The following is a 23,623-nucleotide window of genomic DNA, read 5'->3' on the forward strand; positions in this document are numbered from 1 at the left end:
CTCCTTAACGGTTTAGCGGTTTTCCAGGCTTGCAGCGCGAGCGTATGGCAGCGCGCTTTCAGTGCCTTTTACAGCCGATTCCTGAGCGTGCTGGCGCAGATAGCCTGGCAGACGCTGATCCTGCCAGCCGGATTGCCCTTGAAGCACGCCATTGGCCATCGGACCCGTTGCGTCGGAGCTTTCCTTGTAGCCAGCCAGAACAGCTGGACCCTTGACCTGCGGACCGGCCATGACCGGCTGCTGGGTTTGCTGGGCCAGTTCGGCACCGGCGATCTCGTCCTGGTTGTACAGGCGCACACCAGCCAGTACGGCCACCGTCACCGAGGCAGCGACTGCCAGGCGACCCAGGCTACGCCAAGGACCACGAGCAGCTTTTGCCGGAACGGCTTCATCGGCCAGCGCAGCAGAAACGGCCGCAGCAATATCCAGACGAGGGATTAACAGATCTTTGTGCATCACCGCCCGAGCGACTTGGTAACGAGACCAGGTATCACGGGTTTCGGCATCATCAAATGCATTGAGCACTCGACGAAGTTCCAGTTCATCCGCTTCGTTATCCATCACTGCGGACAGCGATTCCTGCAGGGCATCACGACTCATGGCGGTTCCTCTCTTGGCTGTCGCCGCTGTCTTTAGTTTTCCTGCAACAACGGTTGCAAGGCTTTATCAATGGCTTCCCGAGCCCGGAAAATCCGGGAGCGTACGGTCCCCACCGGACATTGCATGACGCTCGCAATGTCCTCGTAACTCAGACCATCGAATTCACGTAAAGTTAATGCCGTACGCAAATCTTCTGGCAGTTGCTGAATAGTGCGATGGACAGTGCCTTCGATCTCGTCGCGCAGCAATGCACGCTCCGGCGACTCGAGATCCTTGAGGCCGTGATCACCATCGTAAAATTCTGCATCTTCCGAACTCACATCACTATCGGGTGGGCGGCGTCCGCGAGACACCAGATAGTTCTTCGCCGTGTTGATGGCGATGCGGTACAGCCACGTGTAGAACGCACTGTCACCGCGAAAATTACCGAGTGCACGGTAGGCCTTGATAAAGGCTTCCTGTGCAACGTCCTGCGCTTCATGGGTGTCGTGCACAAACCGCACGATCAACCCGAGAATTTTGTGCTGGTATTTCAGCACTAGCAGATCAAATGCACGCTTGTCACCGCGCTGAACGCGCTCGACCAGCTGCTGATCCTCTTCCTGGGTTAGCATGAACACTCCTCGTTGTACTTGAAGGAGGCTTGCATAACTAAACGATCAGGCTTGCAAACATAGACTAGGACTTTTCGCAAAAGTTCTCCCCCTTCAAGCAAGTTTCCGGTGGGCTCTGTTTTGGCACACACGAAAAACGCAGCGCGGGCATAGCCGGCTGCGTGAATAATCTTGTCGCCGGTTTTCTGACGCTCCCATGCTCCAGGCCAATCAGTAAAACCAACGTTTTCCCAGCTTTCGGGCATCCTGTTATGGAGTCGGCGTGGATACAAAAGTTCCCACCTCGACGCCGGACCGCCTCATCAAACCGTGCAGTTCGTTCACCGTAGTCTCACAATGCCACGAATGCCCGGCTATTGTGCCGATCCCCCCCTCTATATACTAGTGGGCCGTGTGACCCTTTGATTCGCCGATCCAGGCGTCCTGTTTGCGCCACCCCTACGGATCGCTTTTTGCGGAATCCCATAAATGAGCCAACAGTTTCAACACGATGTCCTGGTGATTGGTAGCGGCGCCGCAGGCCTGAGCCTTGCTCTGACTCTGCCGAGCCATCTGCGCATAGCCGTCCTGAGCAAGGGCGACCTGGCTAACGGTTCGACGTTCTGGGCCCAGGGCGGGGTTGCCGCCGTGCTAGATGACACCGACACGGTGCAATCCCACGTTGAAGACACCCTCAACGCCGGCGGCGGCCTGTGCAATGAAGACGCGGTGCGCTTCACCGTCGAGCACAGTCGCGAAGCCATTCAGTGGCTGATCGACCAGGGCGTACCCTTTACCCGCGATGAGCATGCCGGCAGTGACGACGGCGGTTTCGAGTTTCACCTGACCCGTGAAGGCGGCCACAGCCACCGGCGCATCATCCATGCCGCCGACGCCACTGGCGCCGCAATCTTCAAGACCCTGCTCGCCCAGGCCCGGCAGCGGCCGAATATCGAACTGCTCGAGCAACGAGTCGCCGTCGACCTGATCACCGAGAAACGCCTGGGCCTGGCGGGTGAACGCTGCCTCGGCGCCTACGTGCTCAACCGCGCCAGCGGCGAAGTGGATACCTACGGCGCGCGCTTCACCATCCTGGCCTCAGGGGGCGCCGCCAAAGTCTACCTCTACACCAGCAACCCCGATGGCGCCTGCGGGGATGGCATCGCCATGGCCTGGCGCTCGGGCTGCCGGGTGGCGAACCTGGAATTCAACCAGTTCCACCCCACCTGCCTGTATCACCCCCAGGCCAAGAGTTTCCTCATCACCGAAGCCCTCAGGGGGGAAGGTGCGCACCTCAAACTGCCCAATGGCGAACGCTTCATGCAGCGCTTTGACCCACGGGCCGAACTGGCGCCACGGGACATCGTGGCTCGCGCCATCGACCACGAGATGAAGCGCCTGGGCATCGACTGCGTCTACCTGGACATCAGCCACAAGCCCGCCGACTTCATCAAGACCCATTTCCCGACGGTCTACGAGCGCTGCCTGACCTTCAATATTGATATCACCCAAGGGCCGATCCCGGTGGTGCCGGCGGCGCACTACACCTGCGGCGGCGTGATGGTCGACCAGCAAGGCCGCACCGATGTCCCCGGCCTGTACGCGATTGGCGAGACCAGTTTCACCGGCCTGCACGGCGCCAACCGCATGGCCAGCAACTCGTTGCTCGAATGCTTCGTCTACGCCCGTTCCGCCGCCGCCGATATCCTCGAACAACTGCCACGCATCCCGGTACCGGCCGCCCTGCCCCGCTGGGATGCGAGCCAGGTCACCGACTCAGACGAAGACGTGATCATCGCCCACAACTGGGACGAGCTGCGGCGCTTTATGTGGGACTACGTGGGTATCGTGCGCACCAACAAGCGCTTGGCGCGGGCGCAGCATAGGGTGCGGTTGTTGCTGGATGAAATCGACGAGTTCTACAGTAATTACAAGGTCAGCCGCGACCTGATCGAGTTGCGCAACCTGGCCCAGGTCGCCGAACTGATGATCCGCTCGGCCATGGCGCGCAAGGAAAGCCGGGGGCTGCACTACACGCTGGATTATCCCGAGATGCTGCCAGAGGCCCTCGACACTATCCTGGTGCCAACCACCTACGGCGACTGAACTTCAAGCGCACGCGCAGCCGCCGATGCACATCGGCGGCCTGCGAACCGCGCGGTACGCACACCGAGCGTACCCGCCAGTCTCCCGGCAGTCGGTAGCGCAGCACCACGATCAGCGGCAACGCCAGGCTGTCGGGACGCAACTGCACCGCATGCCAACCCCGCGCTACGCTCCACAGTTGCCAGCCGCCAGCATTGCGCCGCAGGCCACGAACCGACGAACGGTGGGTCAAGCGAATATGGCGTGGCAGCGTCCACAGGGCGTGGCCCAGGCACGCGAGCACACCCAGTGCCGCGATCGAAAAAGGTATAGCCAGCAGACACAGCGCACCCAGTGCAAGCACCTGTGCGAGGAGATACGCCGCCAGCAACAGCCCGCAGGCCTGCCAGCGGCATTCGAAGCTATTACTTGGGCTGGACACGATCCAGGATCATCCGGACCATGCGCTGCAGCTCCGGATCTTCTGATTCGGCACGCTCCATGAACCAGCCGAACATGTCCTGGTCTTCGCAGGTCAGCAACCTGACGTAGAGGTCGCGGTCTACCTTGTCGAGGGTCGCGTACACCTCTTTGGTGAACGGCACCAACAACACATCCAACTCCAGCATGCCGCGACGGCTGTGCCAGTACAGGCGATTGATTTCTACATCTTCGACCATGGAGCGCTCCTCAAATAGGGCGCAAGTATACAGGCCCACGCCCCTCGGAACAGTCGGCTTTGGTCGGGCTTATGAAACTACCCATTTGCCGGGCGCCCCTCTATGATGCACTCATGACTTTCCAACTGCGATGACCCATGGCTGACTCTGCTTTCTTCTGCTCCCTGTCCCACGAAGGTGTCCTGGCCGTTCGCGGCGCTGACGCGGCCAAGTTCCTCCAGGGGCAACTGACCTGCAACCTCAATTACCTCGACGACACCCACGCCAGCCTCGGCGCGCGCTGCACCCAAAAGGGGCGCATGCAGTCGAGCTTCCGGATCGTGCTGCAAGGTGACGGTGTACTGCTGGCCATGGCCAGCGAACTGCTGGAACCGCAACTGGCGGACCTGAAGAAATACGCTGTGTTTTCCAAGTCCAAGCTGACGGACGAAAGCGCCGCCTGGGTCCGCTTCGGCCTGGCCGACGCCGATCAGGCTCTCGCCAGCCTGGGCCTGGATTTGCCGGCCGAGACCGACAGTGTGGCGCGCCATGAAGAACTGCTGGCCATTCGCGTCTCCCCGGGCCGCGCCGAACTCTGGGCGCCCGCCGCGCAAGCCGAGTCCCTGCGCAGCCAACTGGCCGCCACACTTGCCGAAGGCGATCTCAATGCCTGGCTGCTGGGGCAGGTTCGTGCCGGCATCGGCCAGGTCATGGCCCAGACCCGCGAGCTGTTCATCCCGCAGATGCTCAACCTGCAAGCGGTCGGCGGCGTAAGCTTCAAGAAAGGCTGCTACACCGGCCAGGAAATCGTCGCCCGCATGCAATACCTGGGCAAACTCAAGCGCCGCCTGTATCGCCTGAGTCTCGACAGCCATGCGCTGCCCGAGCCCGGCACGCCACTGTTTGCCCCCAGCCATAACAGCGCCATCGGTGAGGTAGTCATCGCCGCCCGGGCCGACGAAGGGATTGAACTTCTGGCGGTGCTGCAAGCCGAAGCAGCCGACAGTGGCAACGTGCATTTAGGCACGCTGGAAGGCCCAGGCCTCAAGTTACTTGACCTGCCTTACCAACTGGACCGTGATCGCGAGATCCAGCGCTAATCGCCGTACCCTTTTGCAGCACCCTAGAGAGCATGAATGAATAAACTGGCGGAAAAAGTCCAACAGGCGTTGGTGATGGCCATCGATAACGATGACCTGGTTCTGCCCACGTTACCGGAAGTGGCCCTGAAAATTCGTCAGGCCGCCGAAGACCCCGAAGTCAGCATCAGTCATTTGAGCAAAGTCATCAGCCGCGATACCGCCCTGACGGCGCGGCTGATCAAGGTCGTCAACAGCCCACTGTTGCGCGCCACCCAGGAGGTCACCGACCTGCACACCGCCATCACGCGCCTGGGCACCAACTACAGCAGCAACCTGTCGATTGGTCTGGTGATGGAGCAAATCTTCCATGCCCGCTCAGAAGTCGTCGAACAGAAGATGCGTGACGTATGGCGCCGCAGCCTGGAAGTCGCAGGCGTCTGCTACGCCCTGTGCCGCAACCACAGCCAACTCAAGCCGGACCAGGCAGCACTTGGCGGGCTGGTGCACCAGATCGGTGTGCTGCCGATCCTGACCTACGCCGAAGATCACTATGAACTGCTCTCCGACCCGGTCAGCCTCAACCATGTGATTGACAGCATCCACCCGCTGCTGGGGGACAAGCTGCTGAGGGGCTGGGACTTCCCGGAAATGCTGGTAAATGTGCCCGCACACTACCAGGACCTCGAGCGCGATTCGGCCAGCCTGGACTACGTCGACCTGGTGCAAGTGGCGGTGCTGTACTGCCACAAGAATACCGATCACCCGCTGGCCAACGCTGCGCTGTCGAGCTTGCCGGCATTCAGGAAGCTGCGCATCGACCCGCTCAACGAAGCGGTGCGCACCGAGCTGGACGAAGCGCGCTCGATGTTCTATTGACCGGTTGTTGTGGCAAGCACGGCCCTACCCAGCGATAAAACTCACCCGCACCTTAAGCCCTTTCAGCTCGCCATCATGCAGGCTGATCTGGGCCAGGTGTGCGCGGCAGATCTCCCCGACAATCGCCAACCCCAGGCCCGAACCCGCGCCCTGCTGGTTACGTCGATAGAATCGCTCGAACACCCGGTCCCGTTCGTCCTGCGGAATCCCAGGGCCATCGTCCTCCACTTCCAGCACTGCCGGCGCCGTCACCCGCAAGATCACATTGCCACCTGACGGCGTGTGGGCCAGGGCGTTATCCACCAGGTTGCTCAGCAGCTCGTTCAACAAGGTCGGCTCGCCCCGCAGCCACACCGGCTCATCCGCCTCCAACGCCAGCGCCACCCCACGGGCATGTGCCAGGGGCGCCATGGCCATACCCAACTCACGGGCCAATTGGCTGAGGTCGAGCAATTGCGCACCGCCTTCGGCAATCGCCCGCGCCCCGTTTTCGATGCGTGCCAGGGACAGCAACTGGTTGGCCAGGTGGGTCAAGCGATCCGTGCCTTGCGCCGCCGTTTCCAGGGTGCTGCGCCAGATCGCCGGCTCCTCGGCGCGCAGCCCCAGCTCCAGGCGGGCTTTGAGCGCGGCCAGCGGGGTGCGTAATTCGTGGGACGCGTCGGCAATAAACTGTGCCTGGCGCTCGAACTGCCCGCGCAGGCGTTCGGTGAAGTGGTTCAACGCCCGCACCAGCGGCCCGAGTTCGTGCTGCACTTCAACCAGCGGCAGCGGCCGCAGATCATCCGGCTGGCGCTCCTCTACCGCCGTGCGCAAACGCTCCAGCGGGCGCAGCGCCGCACTCACGGTAAACCACACCAGCAGCAGGGCCCCGACGCCCAGCATGCCCAGGCGCAGCAGGGTATCGGCCATCAGGCTGCGGGCCATGCTGACCCGGGCTTCGTCGGTTTCTGCGACGCGGATTTCTGCCATGCCATTCATGTTCGGTTCCGACACCGCCTTGAGCAGGCTCACCACCCGCACATTCTGCCCCTGGTACTTGGCGTTATAGAACCGCGCCAGGGCCGGGTAATCGTCGGTGCGCGGCGTCCCGGGTGGCGGGCCTGGCAGGTGTTCGTAACCGGAAATCAGCTTCTGGTGAATATCATTGACCTGGTAGTAAATCCGCCCGGCACTGTCATAGGCGAAAGTGTCCAGCGCCACGTAGGGCACATCGGCACTCAGGGTACCGTCACGCTGGGACAGCCCGGCGGCGATGGTCCGCGCCGAGGCCAGCAGGGTGCGGTCGTAGGCAGTGTCTGCGGCCTCGCGACCGTTCCAGTAGGCGCTCAGGCCGCTGGCCAGCATCAGCACCACCAACAGCAGCGCCAGGTTCCACAGCAGGCGCCAACGCAGGCTGCTGTGCTTACGCATCGCGGGCTTCCAGCAGGTAGCCAAGGCCACGGAAGGTGACGATGGCGACCGGCTGGCCATCGAGTTTCTTGCGCAAGCGGTGCACATAGATTTCGATGGCGTCGGGGCTGGCCTCCTCATCCAGGCCAAACACCTGGGACGCCAATTGCTCCTTGCTCATGACCCGGCCGGGACGGGCGATCAGCGCCTCGAGCACCGCCTGCTCGCGAGAGGTCAGGGTCAGCAGTTCACCGCCGAGGGTAAAGCGCCGGGTTTCCACGTCATACACCAGCACGCCACAGGTCTGCTGCCGCTCGCCACCCAGCACGCTGCGGCGCAACAGCGCCTTGACCCTGGCCTCCAGCTCGGTCAGCTCAAAGGGCTTGGCCAGGTAGTCATCGGCGCCCAGGTTAAGGCCATGCACCCGATCCTTTACATCACTGCGGGCAGTGAGCATCAGCACCGGAAGATTTTTCCCACGGGCCCGCAAGCGTGCCAATACCTCGAAACCATCCATGCGCGGCAGGCCCACGTCGAGAATCACTGCCGCGTATTCCTCGCTGCTCAAGGCCAGGTCCGCAGCCACGCCATCGTGCAGCACATCCACCGTCAAGCCCGTGCTCTTGAGCGCCTGGGCGACACTTTCGGCGAGCTGCAAATGGTCTTCGACGAGCAGGACACGCATGGATTTGTACCTCGTTAAGGGGCAGCCGATGCCGCCCTCTGTTTACCGACTCGCGGCGCAGTTTACAGCCGCCGCCTGTGCTGTGAAGCCCGAAAACATTGAAAGACCGTTGAAAGGTTAGTGAAAGGTTCGCCCATTAGCATCCAGAAACGGACGGTTACACCTTCCGAGCTATTTCACCCATAGCGCCCGAAAAACGCCTCGAAGCGTTTTCGCCCTATAAGAACAATAAACGGAGTGCTCTACGATGCTGTCGACACAGCCCCAGGCTTGCCCGCCTGTTCGTTTTTCCCGCCTGACCCAGACCGCCCTCGCCAGTGCCGCTGCCCTTGCCGGTTTTTCGCCGCTTAGCCAGGCTGCCTTCTTCGAAGACAGTAGCGCGACCCTGGAAACCCGCAACATGTACTTCAACCGCGACTTTCGCGACGGTACCAGCGCCCAGCAATCCAAACGCGACGAATGGGCCCAGGGCTTCATGCTCAACCTGCAATCGGGCTACACCGACGGTACCGTCGGTTTTGGCGTGGATGCGCTGGGCATGCTCGGGGTCAAGCTCGACTCCAGCCCGGACCGCACCGGCAGCGGCCTGCTGCCCACCCACGATGATGGCCGCGCCGCTGACGAGTACTCAAAACTGGGGCTGACCGGCAAAGTGAAAATCTCGGCTACCGAGCTGAAAATCGGCTCGCTGATTCCTGAGTTGCCAATCCTCAAGGCCAACGACGGACGCATCCTGCCGCAGACGTTCAACGGCGGCCTGCTGACCTCCAAGGAGTTCAAGCACCTGACGTTCACCGGCGGCCGCCTGGACAAGGCCAAGGACCGCGACGACAGCAACTACGAGGACATCGCCCTCAACAACAAGAACGGCCGCTTCGTCGGCGGGGCCACCGGCAAGCACTTCAACTTTGGTGGCGTGGACTACAAGTTTGCCGAGAAGGTCACCGGCAGCTATCACTTCGCCCAACTGGATGACGTGTACCGCCAGCACTTCCTCGGTGTGGTCGCCTCCACTCCGATGGGTCCCGGCACTTTTGGTACCGACCTGCGCCTGGCCATCAGTGATGACACCGGCAGCGCGCGCGGCGGCAGCATTGATAACAAATCCCTCAACGGCCTTTTCAGCTACGCCCTCAACGGCCATAAACTGAGCGCCGGCTACCAGCACATGTCCGGCGATAGCGCGTTCCCGTATGTGGATGGCAGCGACCCGTACCTGGTCAACTTTGTGCAGATCAACGACTTTGCCGGCGCCGAAGAACGCTCCTGGCAGGCTCGCTACGACTACGACTTCGCCAAGCTGGGGATCCCCGGCCTGAGCTTCATGAGCCGCTACCTGTCCGGTGACAATATCCAACTCAAGAACGGCGACACCGGCAAAGAGTGGGAACGCAACACCGAGATCAAATACGTGGTGCAAAGCGGCACCCTCAAGGATGTGGCCGTACGCCTGCGTAACGCCACTTACCGCTCCAACTATTCGGCACGGGACGCAGACGAAGTGCGCGTGCTGGTCAGTTACAGCGTCGCGCTGTGGTAACCCTGCAAGTCATATCCCCAATAACAACAATGACGGAGTTCCCCATGTCCTCATCCCTGCGTAAATTTGCCCTGGCCGCCGGCTGCATGCTGTTTGCCGGCCAACTGCTGGCTGCCGAAGAACCCAAGCGCCCGGAATGCATCGCACCGGCCTCCCCCGGCGGTGGTTTTGACCTGACCTGCAAGCTGGTGCAAAGCGCGCTGATCAACGAAAAACTGCTGAGCAAACCGATGCGCGTGACCTACATGCCCGGCGGCGTGGGTGCGGTGGCCTACAACGCCGTGGTGGCACAGCGCCCTGCCGATGCCGGCACGCTGGTGGCCTGGTCCAGCGGTTCGCTGTTGAACCTGGCCCAAGGCAAATTCGGTCGATTTGATGAAAGCGCAGTGAAATGGCTGGCCGCCGTCGGCACCAGCTATGGTGCGATTGCGGTGAAAGCCGATTCGCCCTACAAGAGCCTCGACGATCTGGTACAGGCCCTGAAGAAAGATCCGAGCAAAGTGGTGATTGGTTCCGGCGGCACCGTCGGCAGCCAGGACTGGATGCAGACCGCACTGATCGCCAAGGCTGCCGGGATCAACCCGCGTGACCTGCGTTATGTGGCCCTCGAAGGCGGCGGTGAAATCGCCACTGCCCTGCTCGGTGGTCACATCCAGGTAGGCAGTACCGATATCTCCGACTCCATGCCACACATCCTCAGCGGCGATATGCGCCTGCTGGCAGTGTTCTCCGAAGAGCGCCTGGACGAGCCGGAAATGAAGAATATTCCGACCGCCAAAGAGCAAGGCTACGACATCGTCTGGCCAGTGGTACGGGGCTTCTACCTCGGGCCAAAAGTCAGCGATGAAGACTACGCCTGGTGGAAGGCTGCGTTCGACAAGCTGCTGGCCTCCGAAGAGTTCGCCAAGCTGCGTGACCAGCGCGAGCTGTTCCCGTTCGCCCTGACCGGCCCGGAACTGGACACCTACGTGAAGAAACAGGTGGCTGACTACAAAGTGCTGGCCAAAGAGTTCGGCCTGATCCAGTAATCGCCCCTCTGTCGCGCGGCCACGCCCCTTTGAACCGGGGGCGTGGCCCAGGAGTTCTACATGCTCTTACAACGCATATTCGCCGCAGTGCTGTTACTGGTGTGTATCGGCCTGGCGCTGATGGCCTGGCCCTATCAGGCGGCCTTTTCCTACGAGCCAGTAGGGCCTCGGGCCTTCCCACTGCTGTTGCTCGGGCTGATGGGCCTGGCTCTGACCTACATGCTGATTCGTCCGCAACCGACCAAACACACTGACGATGAACCGCCGCTGGACCGCCCGACCCTGATTAAGATCGGGATCTGCGTGAGCTTGCTGCTGGTGTTTGCCGGCACTTTCGAATCTCTGGGTTTCATTCTCAGCAGCATGCTGATTGGTATTCCGATGGCACGGCTGTATGGAGGGCGCTGGTTGCCCGGCGTGGTGATCATCACCTTGATGAGCGTCGGTCTTTATCTGCTGTTCGATAAAGCCATGGACGTACCGCTGCCCCTCGGTCTGCTCGACGTTCTGGAGAACTGATATGGATACTTTTGGCTATTTGGGCCAGGGTTTCGGCGTCGCGCTGAGCCCCTATAACCTGGTGACCGCACTGTGCGGCACCCTGATCGGCACCGTCGTCGGCCTGTTGCCGGGCCTGGGCCCGATCAACGGCGTGGCGTTGTTGATCCCCATCGCATTTGCCTTGGGCCTGCCGCCCGAGTCGGCACTGATCCTGTTGGCAGCCGTGTACCTGGGCTGCGAATACGGCGGCCGGATCAGCTCGATCCTGCTGAACATCCCGGGCGAAGCCTCCACCGTGATGACCACCCTCGACGGCTACCCAATGGCCCGCAAAGGCATGGCCGGGGTGGCGCTGTCGCTCTCAGCCTGGAGCTCGTTCATCGGTGCGTTTATCGCCACCTGCGGCATGGTGCTGTTCGCCCCGCTGCTGGCCAAATGGGCGATTGCCTTCGGACCTGCGGAATATTTCGTACTGATGGTGTTTGCGATTGTCTGCCTGGGCGGCATGGCCGGTGACAAGCCGCTGAAGACCTTTGTCTCGGCGTTGATCGGCCTGTTCCTTGCCTGCGTCGGCATCGATGCCAATAGCGGTGTATACCGATTTACCGGTGACAACATCCATCTGACCGATGGTATCCAGTTCGTGGTCCTGGTCCTGGGTCTGTTCTCCATCAGTGAGATCCTCCTGCTCCTGGAAAAAACCCACCGTGGCCAGGAAGCGGTGAAGGCCACCGGGCGCATGATGTTCAACGTCAAGGAAGCCTTGTCGGTGTTGACCGTGAACCTGCGCTGCGGTGTATCGGGCTTCATCATCGGCGTACTGCCAGGTGCTGGCGCGACCATGGCCTCGGCCGTGGCCTACATGACCGAAAAACGTATCGCGGGCGCCAGCGGCAAGTTCGGCCAAGGCGACATGCGCGGCCTGGCCGCCCCGGAAACCGCCATCGGCGCGTCAGTCTGCGGTGCCATGGTGCCAATGCTGACCCTCGGCGTTCCGGGCTCGGGCACCACGGCGGTGATGATCGGCGCCCTGTCGCTGTACAACATCACACCTGGCCCGCTGCTGTTCCAACAGCAACCGGACATTGTCTGGGGCCTGATCGCTTCGTTGTTTATCGCCAACATCATGCTGGTGGTCCTCAACATCCCGATGATCCGCATCTTCACCCGCATCCTTGCCGTGCCGAACTGGGCGCTGGTGCCGGTGATCGCGATCATCACCGCGATTGGCGTCTATGCCGTACACGCCACCACCTTCGATCTGTTCCTGATGATCGCCATCGGCATCTTCGGCTACATCCTGCGCAAGCTGGACTTCCCTCTGTCGCCGCTGCTGCTGGGCTTTATCCTCGGCGGCCTGATGGAGCAGAACCTGCGGCGTGCGTTGTCGATTTCCAATGGCACGCTGGAAATTCTGTGGTCGAGCCCGATCACTTTGGGCGTCTGGGTACTGACCGCCATCATGCTGCTCGTGCCATTGCTGCGTATCTGGCGCAAGCGCGCGTTGCAGCGTCGTGCCGTAGCCGATGTCTGAGGTCACCCTTAGACAATGGTGGGGAACACCGCTGGTCGGCCTGACCGGCGGTTACCTGGCCAGCCTGGTCGGCTGGCCTTTGCCGTATATGGTCGGCTCGTTGCTGGCGATCATCCTGGTGCGCTGCCTGACGCCCTGGCAGTTGGGCGAGATTCCCGGCGGGCGCAAATGCGGGCAGTGGGTGGTGGGCATTGGTATCGGCCTGCACTTCACCCCGGTGGTGATCGAACAGGTGATGAGCCACTTTGGCCTGATCTTCTTCGGCGCGCTGGTCACCAGCCTGTCGAGCATTGTCGGCGTGTGGTTGATGCGCCGCAGCGGTGAAGATCGCGCCACTGCGTTTTTCTCAAGCATGCCGGGCGGTTCCGGGGAGATGGTCAACCTGGGCGCACGCAATGGCGCGGTGCTCAGTCGCGTGGCGGCTGGCCAGAGTCTACGGGTGTTGCTGGTGGTGCTGTGTGTGCCGGCAATCTTCAAGTATTTACTGGGCGGCGGCGCACCACAGTTTCACCCGGCGCCTGTGGATTGGGCCTGGCTGGCCCTGCTGTTTCCCATTGGCGCGCTGGTGGCCTGGGGCTGGCAACGCTTGCGCCAACCCAACCCCTGGTTGTTCGGGCCGTTACTGGTCAGTGCCGTCGCCAGTATCACCTGGGATTTGCACATCGGCCTGCCCGAAGGTGGCAGCCAGATCGGCCAATGGTTGATCGGCAGTGGCCTGGGTTGCCACTTCAACCGGCAGTTCTTCCGACGGGCACCGTCGTTCATGGGCCGCACGGTGGTTGGCACACTGCTGAGCATGCTGATCGCGACCTTTGCGGCGGTGGGTTTGAGTGCATTGACGCAGTTGGATCTGCGCTCGCTGACGCTGGGGATGATGCCCGGTGGGATTGCCGAGATGAGTTTGACGGCAGAGACCCTGCAACTGTCGGTGCCGTTGGTAACGGCGATGCAGGTGATGCGGCTGTTGTTTGTGCTGTTCCTGGCGGAGCCGTTATTCCGCCATTGGAACCGCCAGCCGGACACCATTTAAATATAGGCGCTGGCTTGCCTGCGATTGCGGTGTGTCTGCCAACAGAGATATCGGCAGACTGTCAGTCATCGCAGGCAACTTCTACCTTGTGCTGACCTTCAGAGCGGCGGCAACCGCCACTCGATCGGCGTCTCGCCATTCTGCTCAAGAAACTTATTCGTCCGGCTGAAATGCCCGCAGCCCAAAAACCCGCGATATGCCGACAACGGCGACGGATGCACCGAGGTCAGCACCAGATGCTTGGTCGCGTCGATCAGCTTTTGCTTGCCCTGGGCATGGGCGCCCCACAACAGGAACACCAGGTGCGGCTGATGCTCGCTGACAATCTCGATCACCCGGTCGGTGAAGAACTGCCAGCCCTTGCCCGCATGGGCGTTGGCATTGGCGCGCTCCACGGTCATGGTGGTATTGAGCATCAACACACCCTGGTCGGCCCAGCTTTGCAGGCAGCCGTGGCTGGGGATGTCGATATTGAGGTCGCGCTTGAGCTCTTTATAGATATTGACCAGGGACGGCGGCGCCGGCACGCCCGGTTGCACCGAGAAGCACAGACCGTGGGCCTGGCCCGGGCCGTGATACGGGTCCTGGCCGAGGATCACCACCTTGACCTTGTCCAGCGGCGTGGAGTTGAGCGCGTTGAAGATCAACGGGCCCGGCGGGTAGATTTCCTTGCCCGCCGCATGCTCCTGGCGCAGGAACTCGCGCAATTGGCTCATGTACGGCTGCTCGAATTCCTCACGCAGGGCGTGTTTCCAGCTCGGTTCAAGTTTGATACGGTCGTCGACAGTCATCAGAAAAGCATCATGTAAAAAGAATGGGCGAACCCTAGGAAAGCCCACCCCACTTGTCAATTGATCTGACGCGCAACCGGCACTTTCCCACGAAGGGATCATACTCAACGTTCAATTTACCGATTGAGGTCATGATGAATCTGCACTTCGAAGAGCTCACTGGCACAGACGGCGCCCGTATCGGCATCGCCAGCCTGGACGCAGAAAAGTCCCTCAATGCCCTCTCCCTGCCGATGATCCTGGCCCTGGGCGAGCGCCTGGCGAGTTGGGCCAAAGACCCGCAAATCGTCTGCGTGCTGCTGCGCGGCAACGGCGCCAAGGCGTTTTGCGCCGGCGGTGAAGTGCGCAGCCTGGCCCAGGCCTGCCGCGAGCACCCGGGCGAAGTACCCGCCCTGGCCGCGCAATTTTTTGCTGCCGAATATCGTCTGGACTACCACCTGCACACCTACCCCAAGCCGCTGATTTGCTGGGGCCATGGCTATGTTCTGGGCGGTGGCATGGGTTTGCTGCAAAGCGCCGCCATCCGCATCGTCACCCCGAGCAGCCGGCTGGCCATGCCGGAAATCAGCATCGGCCTGTACCCGGACGTCGGCGCCAGTTGGTTCCTCTCGCGCCTGCCCGGCAAGCTCGGCCTGTTCCTGGGCCTCACCGGCGCCCATATGAACGGGCGCGACGCCCTGGACCTGGGCCTGGCCGACCGCTTCCTGCTGGATGAGCAACAGGACGAAATGCTTGAGGGCCTGTTACAGCTGAACTGGCAGGAACAGACGGCGATGCAGCTCAACAGCCTGTTCAAGGCCCTGGCCCAGGAGGCCGCCAGCCAGCAGCCCGAACCACAGTGGCTGCCGCGCCGCCAGCAGATCGACGCATGGTTGGATGTGGGTGATGTGCACTGCGCCTGGCGCGCCTTGAGCCAACTGCGCGAGCATGCCGACCCGCTGTTCAGCCGGGCCGGCAAGACCTTGAGCGAGGGCTGCCCGCTGACCGCACACCTGGTCTGGGAGCAGATCCGACGGGCGCGGCACCTTTCTCTGTCGCAGGTGTTCCAGATGGAATACACCTTGAGCCTCAACTGCTGTCGGCATCCGGAGTTCAGCGAAGGGGTACGCGCTCGCCTGATCGACAAGGATCAGCAGCCACACTGGCACTGGCCAGATATCAAGCGCATTCCCGAGGCGGTGGTCGAGGCGCACTTTCACAAGGCCTGGGAAGGCCGCCATCCGCTGGCAGACCTGTCTGATTTATGACAGACGCAAGTCAAGCGACGGGCTAGTATTTTGGGCGATCGAGGGTGAACGAACAGTTGTCGGGCTGGCTGTCCGTGCACACAAAAATTTCCTGGTCAAACGGCCCGCGGGCCTGCATCCAATGGGTGGAGTCGGTCAGCGACATGCCGGACAGGGGCTCGGGCGCCTGGAACCTGAGGTTGACCCACTGGTTGTTGGCCGCCTTGTAGGTGCAATACTCCAAGTAGCCTTGTTTACGCTCCTGGTCATTGGCCGGAATAAAAACCGCCCCGACAAATCTTTCCAAAAAACTGTCGGCCCCGCCTGCAGGGCTCCTCCAGTGGCCATTGTCACTTTGGAAATGGCCCGCCTTGCGCTTGATCGACGAGGGATAGGGGCAGCTGAATTCTGCGCTGGCGTGAGCGAAGGAAAAAAAACCGAGTAAAAAAAGAATAAGTGCCCGGCTGATCATGTGTCATTCCGTTGAGCTACTGAGGTCTTGCCACCCAGTAAAGTTCTAGAAGAACACTTAAGATAGCTGTTAAATATGACAGCCCAGACAGACGGTCGCCCACAAAAAAACGGCGCGTTTCGCGCCGTTTCAAAGAAAAGTCTGACTACCGATGCCCGCCACGTCCCCGGCCATAATCACCGCCACGTCCATCGCCGCGACCATGGCCGTTGTAGCCCCGATGATCCCCCCATCCCTGACTGGGATAGGGACGGTAGCCCACCCTTGGCCCGGCCTGATAGTAACGGGGCGCCGGCTGGTAATAACGCGGCGCCGGGTAATAGCGTGGTGGCGGTGCGTAATAGCCGCGCCGGTACTGGTATGACGGACCGCCGCCGTAGTAATAGACCGGCGCGGGTGCGGTATAGACTTCGGATCGATAGTAGCTGGAGCCTCCATCGTAATAGGGCACGCAAGCAGAAAGGGTCAAACCGAGCACAGCTGTGATGAGCAATCGACGATACATGGCGGCCTCCTGGACCGCGGAAGAGCACACACCAGCGACGCTGGGGGGCGACAGACAGCTTTCACTGAATGACAAGAGATCAGACCGCAAAAAGCAAATCTGGTGCGACTTGGACATAGATTGATACATCTATGGCGCAATAAACCGCCCAGGTCTGTATCGTGCCAAATACACCGGTTTCGCCGGAACCTCGACGCCATGACACCTGAACCGACCGATGAACACTCCCACACTTTGCCCGGCCTGCGGCGCTCGCAACGATTGCACCCTGGCCGACCCGCGCACCGCTGACCGTGCCTGCTGGTGCTACAGCGTCACCATCGATCCCAAGGTGCTCGAAGCCCTGCCGATGGAGCTGCGCAACAAGGCCTGCCTGTGCCCGCGCTGTGCCCAGGTCGACGCACAACTGCGCGCAGCCGAGCCCCGGTAATGCGTATCGACCGATTCCTCAGTAACCTGCCCCGCTTCAATCGCCAGCAAGTGCGCTTACTGCTGGCGGAGCGACGGATTCAAGTCGATGGGCTGCCGGTTGCCGACCCCCACCATGAAGTGCGCGAGTTCAGCCGCGTGGAATGTGATGGCGAGATCCTGCAGGTGGGGAAACCCGCGCGCTACTTCATGCTGCACAAGCCGCCAGGCTGCGTCAGTGCCACCGTCGACCCCCAACACCCCACCGTCCTCGACCTGCTGGATGAGCCGGACAAGGGCGACCTGCATATCGCCGGCCGCCTGGACTTCAACACCACCGGCCTGCTGCTGATCACCAATGATGGCCAGTGGTCCCGGCGCCTGACCCAGCCCAGGACCAAGCTGCCCAAGGTCTACTACGTGGAGACCGAACAGGCGATTGGCCCGCAGTACGCCGCAACGTTCAGTGCCGGCCTGTACTTCGCCTTCGAAGACCTGACCACCCAACCGGCCGACCTGCAAGTGTTGAGCCCCAAAAGTGCGCGCCTGAGCATCATTGAAGGGCGTTATCACCAGGTCAAGCGCATGTTCGGGCACTTCGACAACAAGGTGACGCGCCTGCATCGCGAACGCATGGGCCCGCTAGTGCTGGATGAACAACTCGCCCCCGGCCAATATCGGCCGCTGACAGAAGCTGAAATCCGCCAGATATGACCGTTCAGCCGGTGATCGGCAAAAGCCCAGGGTCAAACGTGCGACCTGGCCCGCCTCCTGCTTAAATCAAACCGCCAGCCGCAATCTGACTGGTGAGTCACCCGACCTCCAAGAAACACATTGCCGGCCCGTACCGCTTGACGTAGGGGCCCAGGCAAGTTGCCCGCCATAACAACACCCGTCGGCCAGCCTCATCGGACCGACATGGGCCTCCCTTCCAGGCGTATGCCTACCTGTCACAAAGCTCGTGCAGAGTGATCTGCGCGCATCACCCGCTTGCCAGGAGTCTTACGACATGAGGCCAGAAATCGCTGTGCTGGATATACAGGGTCAGTATCGGGTTTACACGGAGTTCTATCGCGCGGACGCTGCTCAAAAGACCATCATCCTGGTCAACGGCTCCATGGCCACCACCGCGTCGTTCGCCCAGACCGTGAAAAGCCTGCATCCGCAATTCAATGTGGTTTTGTACGATCAGCCCTACGCCGGTCGTTCCAAAGCCCACAACCGCCATGAGCAAATGCTGACGAAGGACATTGAGGGCCAGATCCTTCTGGAACTCATCGAACACTTCGCCGCCGAGCATGTGCTGTCGTTTTCCTGGGGCGGTGTCGCCACGCTCGTCGCCCTGTCCCAGCGTCCCCGGCGCGTGGAGAAAGCCGTGATCAGCTCCTTCTCCCCAGTGATCAACGCACCGATGCGCGACTACCTGGAACGTGGCGTCGACTACCTCGGCACCCTCGACCGTCACAGCGTCGGCAACCTGGTCAACAGCACCATCGGCAAACACCTGCCGCCACTGTTCAAGCGCTTCAACTATCGACACGTCAGCACCCTGGCCGAGCACGAGTACGGGCAGATGCACTACCACATCAGCCAGGTGCTCAATAGCGACCGCCAGTGCTACCTCAAGGCCGCACGGCAGATCGACATTCCGGTTCTGTTCTTGAATGGCGAGTGGGACGAATACACCAGTGCCGAGGATGCCCGGCTGTTTGGGCAACATGTAGCGAACAGCAGCTTCGGCACCATCCAGGCCACCGGGCACTTTCTGGACATGGAGCACAAGGCCGCGTGCAATGACAGTCGGCAGGCATTGATGGGCTTTTTGAAACCGGAACAGTCGGTGAGTCGACTGCGGCATCACCAGGGCCAGGCCCTGCATGCGTTTGCGATTTGAAAGCAAGGCCCTGGGCAGGGACGGTGCAGCGTTTCTGCCTGGGGCGGGCTCAAAGCATCCGCTGACGCTCGCAACTTGCACATTTTTCAAAGAAAAACTTCAAATCGCCGCGCACTTCTGGTACAAAGTCAGCCGCTCTGAGCGGGTATAGTTTAGTGGCAAAACGAAAGCTTCCCAAGCTTTAGTTGAGGGTTCGATTCCCTCTACCCGCTCCACCTCTCTCCTAACCCATTGATTTTTATGAAATCCACTGGGTAGAAAACGAGACAGTCACGTAGTCCTCCTACAAAGGGCTCCTACTAAGTGACGCAACGCAACAACCTCTACCGCCGCTCGAGCGGAATCTACGTCCTTCGCATCACCGTCCCGGCTCGCTATCGTGCGTATTTTTCACAGCGTGAGATTCATGCGTCCACCCAAACTACTGATTTTTTAACTGCTAAATCTGTAGCATTACGTCTGTTGGCAGGGTGGCACTCATGCATAGGTGAGCTAGACGTGGACGAACAAAAAGTCATTGACGGGAGTCCTCTCCTAGCAGGAGCTGGACGAATCAGCATTCAGGATTTTAGCGAGGCATTTGATGTCAAGCCGAAATTGGTTCTCGAGGAAACGCTAAACAACAATATCCCTATCTCGTGCAGTGTAAATTCTGAGCAGATGTATTGGATCGAAGATCACCTAAAAATAGAGCGCGAAGACGATACTGGCGGGTTTGTCCTAGACGGCGCAATTCGGACCGGAATACTACAAATATTCACAGGAACACTAAAGCCTTATCATCCAAGAATAACCATCTCAAACCTCATCGCTTCCGGTTTCTCCGATGAGTGCGTATTCCTGACTCATAGCACCGATAGAACAGCCTTATTTTGTGACCTACCTGGAATTCGCATCACAACTTCGACTACTTTTATTACAAAACTGCAGGCCGGTAGAATCAGAGAGCAATGGGCAAGTTCCCTAACGAAGAAAATGCCGATGTTAATCTCTCCACCGCCTGGGACTTCGCCCACTTCAACAGTTGCCAGTGCGCCTGTGACGACGACTGCGATCGCTACTGTAGCTCTACCAGCTCCGTGGCTACCAAGCACGGGGCTACGTTTTTGCAACCCTGTATTCTCCGGAATGGCTACATCTTCACTTGTTCGGAAATTTTTAGATCATAAGGCGCCCGGATGGGGACTGGATCAACAGAAAAAAATGAGCACCGTCTGCGGTTGCTTTGTAGAGTTGATGGGGGACCCATCACTTGGAGCCATTGATAGAGAGCTCATTCGTAATTATGAATCAAAATTGAGACTAATGCCTTCTAATCGTTATCAAGCGGCCAGACGACACGGCACTAACGACGCTTCGATGCTACTCGTATTCGCCGAAAAGAATAATGAGCCGCGCCTTTCGGAAAAGACGGTTGAGAGCTACCTAGGTAAGTTATCTGAAGTATTCAGATGGGCGGTAACGGAAGATTACTTTGGCAAAAATCCTGCCGACAAAATCATCCGAAAAACACGCGGTGTTAAGACGAGAGCCCAAGATGACCGCCACCCCTTCGACCATGACGATCTAACCTCTATATTCTCAGCAGAATGGTTTGCCCATGGGGGAGCCAAAAGGAACAAGGGCGGCGGCCTAAGTGACTTCAGGCCCTATTACTACTGGCTTCCGCTGCTAGGCCTTTACACCGGGGCCCGTTTAAATGAAATCTCACAGCTACACCTAACTGACATAATAGAATATGAGGAGGGAAAGTTCTGCGCATTCATAAATGAACAGACTAGCACCACTGACGAAACAAAGATTGCTGACAAAGCAGTGGATAAGTCGATAAAAAATGACGATTCCAAGCGCTTAATCCCCATCCATTCGAACCTCATAGAGCTCGGTTTTAGTGAATATATTGACCTGCTTAAAACCAATGGCCATACGAGGCTTTTCCCTGAACTCAGATATGATCGAGTCAAGGGATACGGGAAGGCAGCAGGCGCGTGGTTCAATGAACGTTTTCTTGGAACTCAGCTAAAAATGAGAAGAGACGGGATGAAAACCTTCCACTCGTTTAGACATACTTTGATAACTGCTCTAGTAGACAAAGGCACACCAGAAACAGTCATCAGTGCAATAGCCGGTCATACAAGAGGAGACACAACTAGCCTAAAGCGATACAGCAAAGATGCGGCAGCGCGTTCACAGCCCTATTTGGACTCATTAGACTTCAAACTCCCCCTAATTACGCGCTTCAACTCAAAAACCGCCCTGATTGGAGTGAAGCAAGCTCTACACAGAAGAAAAACCAACCCTAATAAAGCATTATGACAGAAAGGGTGGAGCATACAGCCTGCACTGTAACTCCCCCTTCCTTACAGCTCACAATAGTTCGTTGTCAAACAAAAGACCTCAGACTCCACTCAAGCTCTTCCGACTGATGGACCAATGATCCATGAAGCAGTATAGGACTCCTCTAAGCTCTACTGTTGCCGACCCATGCCCGGAGAATTTCCTTTGCATTGCTAGCCCTTCGAACTCTTTAGCAACCGAAAAAAGACTCCGTGCGACCTCTGGTTTAGAAAAGAACTGGCTCAGAATATCAGTTTGCAACGCACTTAGCTGGGAGTCGATACTTGATCTAACCTGCCTCGATATATTAGTTCCATCAGTAGCATGTTCTTCCACTAGGCCTAACGCAAACTCCAGGACTTTCTTTACTCCAGTTCGTCCGCGAGAACCATACTTGAAGCCTTCATCAAGGGTAGAACAACGCTCCGTTTGCTCGAGAAACGAAAGGTCCCTCAACAGATAGTCAATCGCTATAGTGATAAAAGAGCAAATCAAATACATACATCGAAGAGCATTCTCTCTCTGAGGAACATTTGCAGATGCATTACCTGCAAAAAACCTCCCCTGCTCCAGCCAATAATTACAACTATCGAAACTTAGCCCCTTCGAAAGTAAACCTTTACAAGTCTTGATCCGGCCTTTCCAATCGCCATCCAACTTACCAAGAGTGTAGCCATCCAGACTACTACTCAGTTCCTCATCACTCAACCTAAGAGGATCCAGACCATCCCGACTACCTAATCGCGCCAAAAAAGCGCCATCCAAAACAACTACATCCAGTTGCTTCCCAAAATTCTTAACCTCAGGCCTTTTATCAGTCGTTGCGACTATCGCACTAGTTGCTTTGACAGCAGTTTTCAATCCATGCACCCAAAAAATACGCTCTATTGCTTGAGGCGTCTTTTTGTTTTTGGCATCAACTATTGTAATCTCTCTTGAAACTGACGAAGCCCTACTATAAAGCCACAGATCGATATCAGTCACATCAAACCCTTCATATACAAAGGGAACGCCTCTGATAGCATAATATCCGGCCTTAGAAAAATAAGCCCTCAGCAACTCTTCAGCAATGTGTCCTTTACCTAACGTAGGAGATTTCAAATCTATAGCCCTCCCGTTCTAAGTGCCGAAAGCATATCATTCGTTGCTTTAGGACTTGTCTGAAGCTGTGTCTTTCTAGCCCTGAAACGATTTTGCTCAGGCCCTACGTAGCTGGTTATTGCTGCGGTTGGAAGAGATGAAAGTGAGTGTTCACTGACATCACCCTGTCGAATAGCTTGGAGAGCCAGCTCCCCAATTTCTTTTTTTAGCAGCGTCAACATAGGACCAGTTCGCCCTTTCTTTTCTCCCATTTTCACCGAAACGACACCCTTCATTTCCAATATTCTATAATCTTGTGCTATTGCAGCAACCGGCCCAATACTTTCCCCCCGAACCAAAGCAGACAACAATTGATCCACCATTCTAATCTGGCCCCGAGCATGGTGGCTCTTACTGATACCATATGTGATCGAACTGAGGAAAGCCTTCGCCAAGTCGAATGCATCGTCAATCATAGAATTACTATATTTCGAGAACGCGGCAGGTAAGGTTACGAAACCGGTATTTGAACTATTGTTACTGACGATACTTACATCAAAAATACCGATTGATGATGTCTTTTGAAACAGCGGCTTGCCGAGCATTTTCTCAGCCGTATCTACATCGATACATGCACATCGCTTCAAAGCCTCCGTAAACTCGGTCAAGGATTGCTGCTCTGCTGGGCTCATCGAGTCAAGAACCGTTTTTATTTTTTGTGCCGAGTCACGCCGAAAAAGATTCCCGTTGAACAAAATAGATCTATCTTTATCCAGATTCTCAAAGTCAACGAACCCGATCTGATTGGCATCGTATAAAAGCTGCGTTGAATCTGCCGAAGCAAGCTCAAAGGTATCGGAAATCTCCTCCATTGCATCGGTAGCATAAGACGGGGCTATCGATGCCATCTCCGCCAGTGAAATTGCTGCGAGCTCCATTGGACTAGGCTCTAACTCAGAGAAAATAGCGGCAGTGTGCTGCAAAACAACCGCAGATGTTATACCCACTGCGGTGATCCCGCTGGAGGTGTCGTCAATGAACTCATGCTCCTTCAAAAGTGATAGGAGCCGGGGCAATTCAAAAGCAGTGTTGATATTTGCAGCATTTGCCAGCGTTTCAACCCTCACCTTGCTCAAGGTCGTAGCCTTATCAGCGGAAATTGCTGAGAGCAGAATACCCGCCTTCCCAGCCACGAACGTATTTTCATATCCCTGCTGAGTGGACACCGACTGCAACTTATTGGTGTGATGAATTAACCAAGATCCCTTCGTTTTTTTATCCACAACGCTGCTCCATTGCTATTCATGA

General features: G+C 58.4%; 24 protein-coding genes and 1 tRNA gene. 14 read left to right on the plus strand and 11 right to left on the minus strand.

Features of this window, described 5'->3' with window-relative positions:
- Positions 1-12: 12 nt before the first annotated feature.
- Positions 13-600 (minus strand): RseA family anti-sigma factor, encoded by a 588-nt coding sequence (locus tag HBR94_RS21985; RefSeq protein ID WP_057958786.1) that lies wholly within the window; start codon positions 598-600, stop codon positions 13-15.
- Positions 601-632: 32 nt separating this feature from the next.
- Positions 633-1,214, minus strand: coding sequence for an RNA polymerase sigma factor RpoE (gene rpoE / locus HBR94_RS21990; RefSeq protein ID WP_003172477.1), 582 nt, complete (start codon positions 1,212-1,214; stop codon positions 633-635).
- Between the two features lie 468 nt (positions 1,215-1,682).
- On the opposite strand from rpoE, the gene nadB reads away from it, so the two are divergent.
- On the plus strand, positions 1,683-3,299 hold the full coding sequence (gene nadB, locus HBR94_RS21995) for an L-aspartate oxidase (RefSeq protein WP_057958785.1): 1,617 nt from the start codon (positions 1,683-1,685) through the stop codon (positions 3,297-3,299).
- Here nadB and HBR94_RS22000 read toward each other — a convergent pair.
- Both HBR94_RS22000 and HBR94_RS22005 read right to left on the minus strand, forming a co-directional pair.
- A complete protein-coding gene (locus HBR94_RS22000) occupies positions 3,268-3,720 on the minus strand; it encodes a hypothetical protein (protein WP_170045537.1) in 453 nt (150 codons plus the stop codon). The genes nadB and HBR94_RS22000 overlap by 32 nt on opposite strands.
- Positions 3,704-3,958, minus strand: coding sequence for a succinate dehydrogenase assembly factor 2 (locus HBR94_RS22005; RefSeq protein ID WP_017736358.1), 255 nt, complete (start codon positions 3,956-3,958; stop codon positions 3,704-3,706). The genes HBR94_RS22000 and HBR94_RS22005 overlap by 17 nt, the downstream gene beginning before the upstream one ends.
- Before the next feature lie 137 nt (positions 3,959-4,095).
- Here HBR94_RS22005 and HBR94_RS22010 point away from each other — a divergent pair, with 137 nt between their 5' ends.
- Together HBR94_RS22010 and HBR94_RS22015 are read left to right on the plus strand one after the other, a co-directional pair.
- Positions 4,096-5,037 (plus strand): folate-binding protein YgfZ, encoded by a 942-nt coding sequence (locus tag HBR94_RS22010; protein ID WP_170045538.1) that lies wholly within the window; start codon positions 4,096-4,098, stop codon positions 5,035-5,037.
- Between the two features lie 36 nt (positions 5,038-5,073).
- The gene (locus HBR94_RS22015) at positions 5,074-5,895 is read left to right on the plus strand and encodes an HDOD domain-containing protein (RefSeq protein ID WP_057439740.1); all 822 of its coding nucleotides are present in this window, start codon (positions 5,074-5,076) and stop codon (positions 5,893-5,895) included.
- 24 nt (positions 5,896-5,919) lie between these two features.
- On the opposite strand, the gene HBR94_RS22020 is transcribed toward HBR94_RS22015, so the two are convergent.
- Positions 5,920-7,305 (minus strand): sensor histidine kinase, encoded by a 1,386-nt coding sequence (locus HBR94_RS22020; protein ID WP_057439741.1) that lies wholly within the window; start codon positions 7,303-7,305, stop codon positions 5,920-5,922.
- Complete coding sequence (locus HBR94_RS22025; protein ID WP_057439742.1) at positions 7,298-7,969, minus strand: response regulator; 672 nt, start codon at positions 7,967-7,969, stop codon at positions 7,298-7,300. The genes HBR94_RS22020 and HBR94_RS22025 overlap by 8 nt, the downstream gene beginning before the upstream one ends.
- Positions 7,970-8,216: 247 nt before the next feature.
- Between HBR94_RS22025 and HBR94_RS22030 the strand changes: the two genes are divergently transcribed.
- Genes HBR94_RS22030 through HBR94_RS22050 form a run of 5 tightly spaced genes read left to right on the plus strand, consistent with a single transcriptional unit; the run spans position 8,217 to position 13,602 of the window.
- Positions 8,217-9,509, plus strand: coding sequence for an OprD family porin (locus HBR94_RS22030; protein WP_115127584.1), 1,293 nt, complete (start codon positions 8,217-8,219; stop codon positions 9,507-9,509).
- 44 nt (positions 9,510-9,553) lie between these two features.
- Complete coding sequence (locus tag HBR94_RS22035; RefSeq protein WP_057439744.1) at positions 9,554-10,537, plus strand: tripartite tricarboxylate transporter substrate binding protein; 984 nt, start codon at positions 9,554-9,556, stop codon at positions 10,535-10,537.
- 60 nt (positions 10,538-10,597) lie between these two features.
- Positions 10,598-11,056 carry a tripartite tricarboxylate transporter TctB family protein gene (locus HBR94_RS22040; protein ID WP_115127583.1) on the plus strand — a complete coding sequence of 153 codons (459 nt, stop codon included), beginning with the start codon at positions 10,598-10,600 and terminating at the stop codon, positions 11,054-11,056.
- Position 11,057: 1 nt separating this feature from the next.
- The gene (locus HBR94_RS22045; RefSeq protein ID WP_057439746.1) at positions 11,058-12,572 is read left to right on the plus strand and encodes a tripartite tricarboxylate transporter permease; all 1,515 of its coding nucleotides are present in this window, start codon (positions 11,058-11,060) and stop codon (positions 12,570-12,572) included.
- A complete protein-coding gene (locus tag HBR94_RS22050) occupies positions 12,565-13,602 on the plus strand; it encodes an AbrB family transcriptional regulator (RefSeq protein ID WP_170045539.1) in 1,038 nt (345 codons plus the stop codon). The genes HBR94_RS22045 and HBR94_RS22050 overlap by 8 nt, the downstream gene beginning before the upstream one ends.
- Positions 13,603-13,700: 98 nt before the next feature.
- Here HBR94_RS22050 and ung read toward each other — a convergent pair whose 3' ends face one another.
- Positions 13,701-14,396 carry a uracil-DNA glycosylase gene (gene ung / locus HBR94_RS22055; RefSeq protein ID WP_162947784.1) on the minus strand — a complete coding sequence of 232 codons (696 nt, stop codon included), beginning with the start codon at positions 14,394-14,396 and terminating at the stop codon, positions 13,701-13,703.
- Between the two features lie 131 nt (positions 14,397-14,527).
- On the opposite strand from ung, the gene HBR94_RS22060 reads away from it, so the two are divergent.
- Complete coding sequence (locus HBR94_RS22060; RefSeq protein ID WP_057439749.1) at positions 14,528-15,640, plus strand: enoyl-CoA hydratase/isomerase family protein; 1,113 nt, start codon at positions 14,528-14,530, stop codon at positions 15,638-15,640.
- A 22-nt stretch (positions 15,641-15,662) separates the two neighbouring features.
- Here HBR94_RS22060 and HBR94_RS22065 read toward each other — a convergent pair whose 3' ends face one another.
- Both HBR94_RS22065 and HBR94_RS22070 read right to left on the minus strand, forming a co-directional pair.
- Positions 15,663-16,091: a DUF3757 domain-containing protein gene (locus HBR94_RS22065; protein WP_170045540.1), complete on the minus strand. Its 429-nt coding sequence runs from the start codon at positions 16,089-16,091 to the stop codon at positions 15,663-15,665.
- 145 nt (positions 16,092-16,236) lie between these two features.
- Positions 16,237-16,596 (minus strand): hypothetical protein, encoded by a 360-nt coding sequence (locus HBR94_RS22070; protein WP_170045541.1) that lies wholly within the window; start codon positions 16,594-16,596, stop codon positions 16,237-16,239.
- A gap of 217 nt (positions 16,597-16,813) precedes the next feature.
- On the opposite strand from HBR94_RS22070, the gene HBR94_RS22075 reads away from it, so the two are divergent.
- The 5 genes from HBR94_RS22075 (at position 16,814) to HBR94_RS28985 (ending at position 21,214) form a co-directional block, all read left to right on the plus strand.
- Positions 16,814-17,026, plus strand: a complete 213-nt coding sequence (locus tag HBR94_RS22075; protein WP_057439751.1) for a cysteine-rich CWC family protein — start codon at positions 16,814-16,816, stop codon at positions 17,024-17,026.
- A complete protein-coding gene (locus tag HBR94_RS22080; RefSeq protein ID WP_120732098.1) occupies positions 17,026-17,718 on the plus strand; it encodes a pseudouridine synthase in 693 nt (230 codons plus the stop codon). The genes HBR94_RS22075 and HBR94_RS22080 overlap by 1 nt, the downstream gene beginning before the upstream one ends.
- 295 nt (positions 17,719-18,013) lie before the next feature.
- Positions 18,014-18,898 carry an alpha/beta hydrolase gene (locus HBR94_RS22085; protein ID WP_115127580.1) on the plus strand — a complete coding sequence of 295 codons (885 nt, stop codon included), beginning with the start codon at positions 18,014-18,016 and terminating at the stop codon, positions 18,896-18,898.
- A 141-nt stretch (positions 18,899-19,039) separates the two neighbouring features.
- Positions 19,040-19,113, plus strand: a tRNA-Gly gene (locus tag HBR94_RS22090).
- Between the two features lie 88 nt (positions 19,114-19,201).
- Entirely contained in the window at positions 19,202-21,214 is a 2,013-nt protein-coding gene (locus HBR94_RS28985; RefSeq protein ID WP_170045542.1) for a site-specific integrase, read from the plus strand.
- 81 nt (positions 21,215-21,295) lie between these two features.
- Here HBR94_RS28985 and HBR94_RS22100 read toward each other — a convergent pair whose 3' ends face one another.
- Both HBR94_RS22100 and HBR94_RS22105 read right to left on the minus strand, forming a co-directional pair.
- The gene (locus HBR94_RS22100) at positions 21,296-22,336 is read right to left on the minus strand and encodes a hypothetical protein (protein ID WP_170045543.1); all 1,041 of its coding nucleotides are present in this window, start codon (positions 22,334-22,336) and stop codon (positions 21,296-21,298) included.
- A gap of 2 nt (positions 22,337-22,338) precedes the next feature.
- Complete coding sequence (locus HBR94_RS22105) at positions 22,339-23,598, minus strand: hypothetical protein (protein ID WP_170045544.1); 1,260 nt, start codon at positions 23,596-23,598, stop codon at positions 22,339-22,341.
- Between the last annotated feature and the right edge of the window lie 25 nt (positions 23,599-23,623).

This window comes from Pseudomonas sp. WS 5412 (genome assembly GCF_012985615.1).
GTDB lineage: Bacteria > Pseudomonadota > Gammaproteobacteria > Pseudomonadales > Pseudomonadaceae > Aquipseudomonas > Aquipseudomonas shahriarae.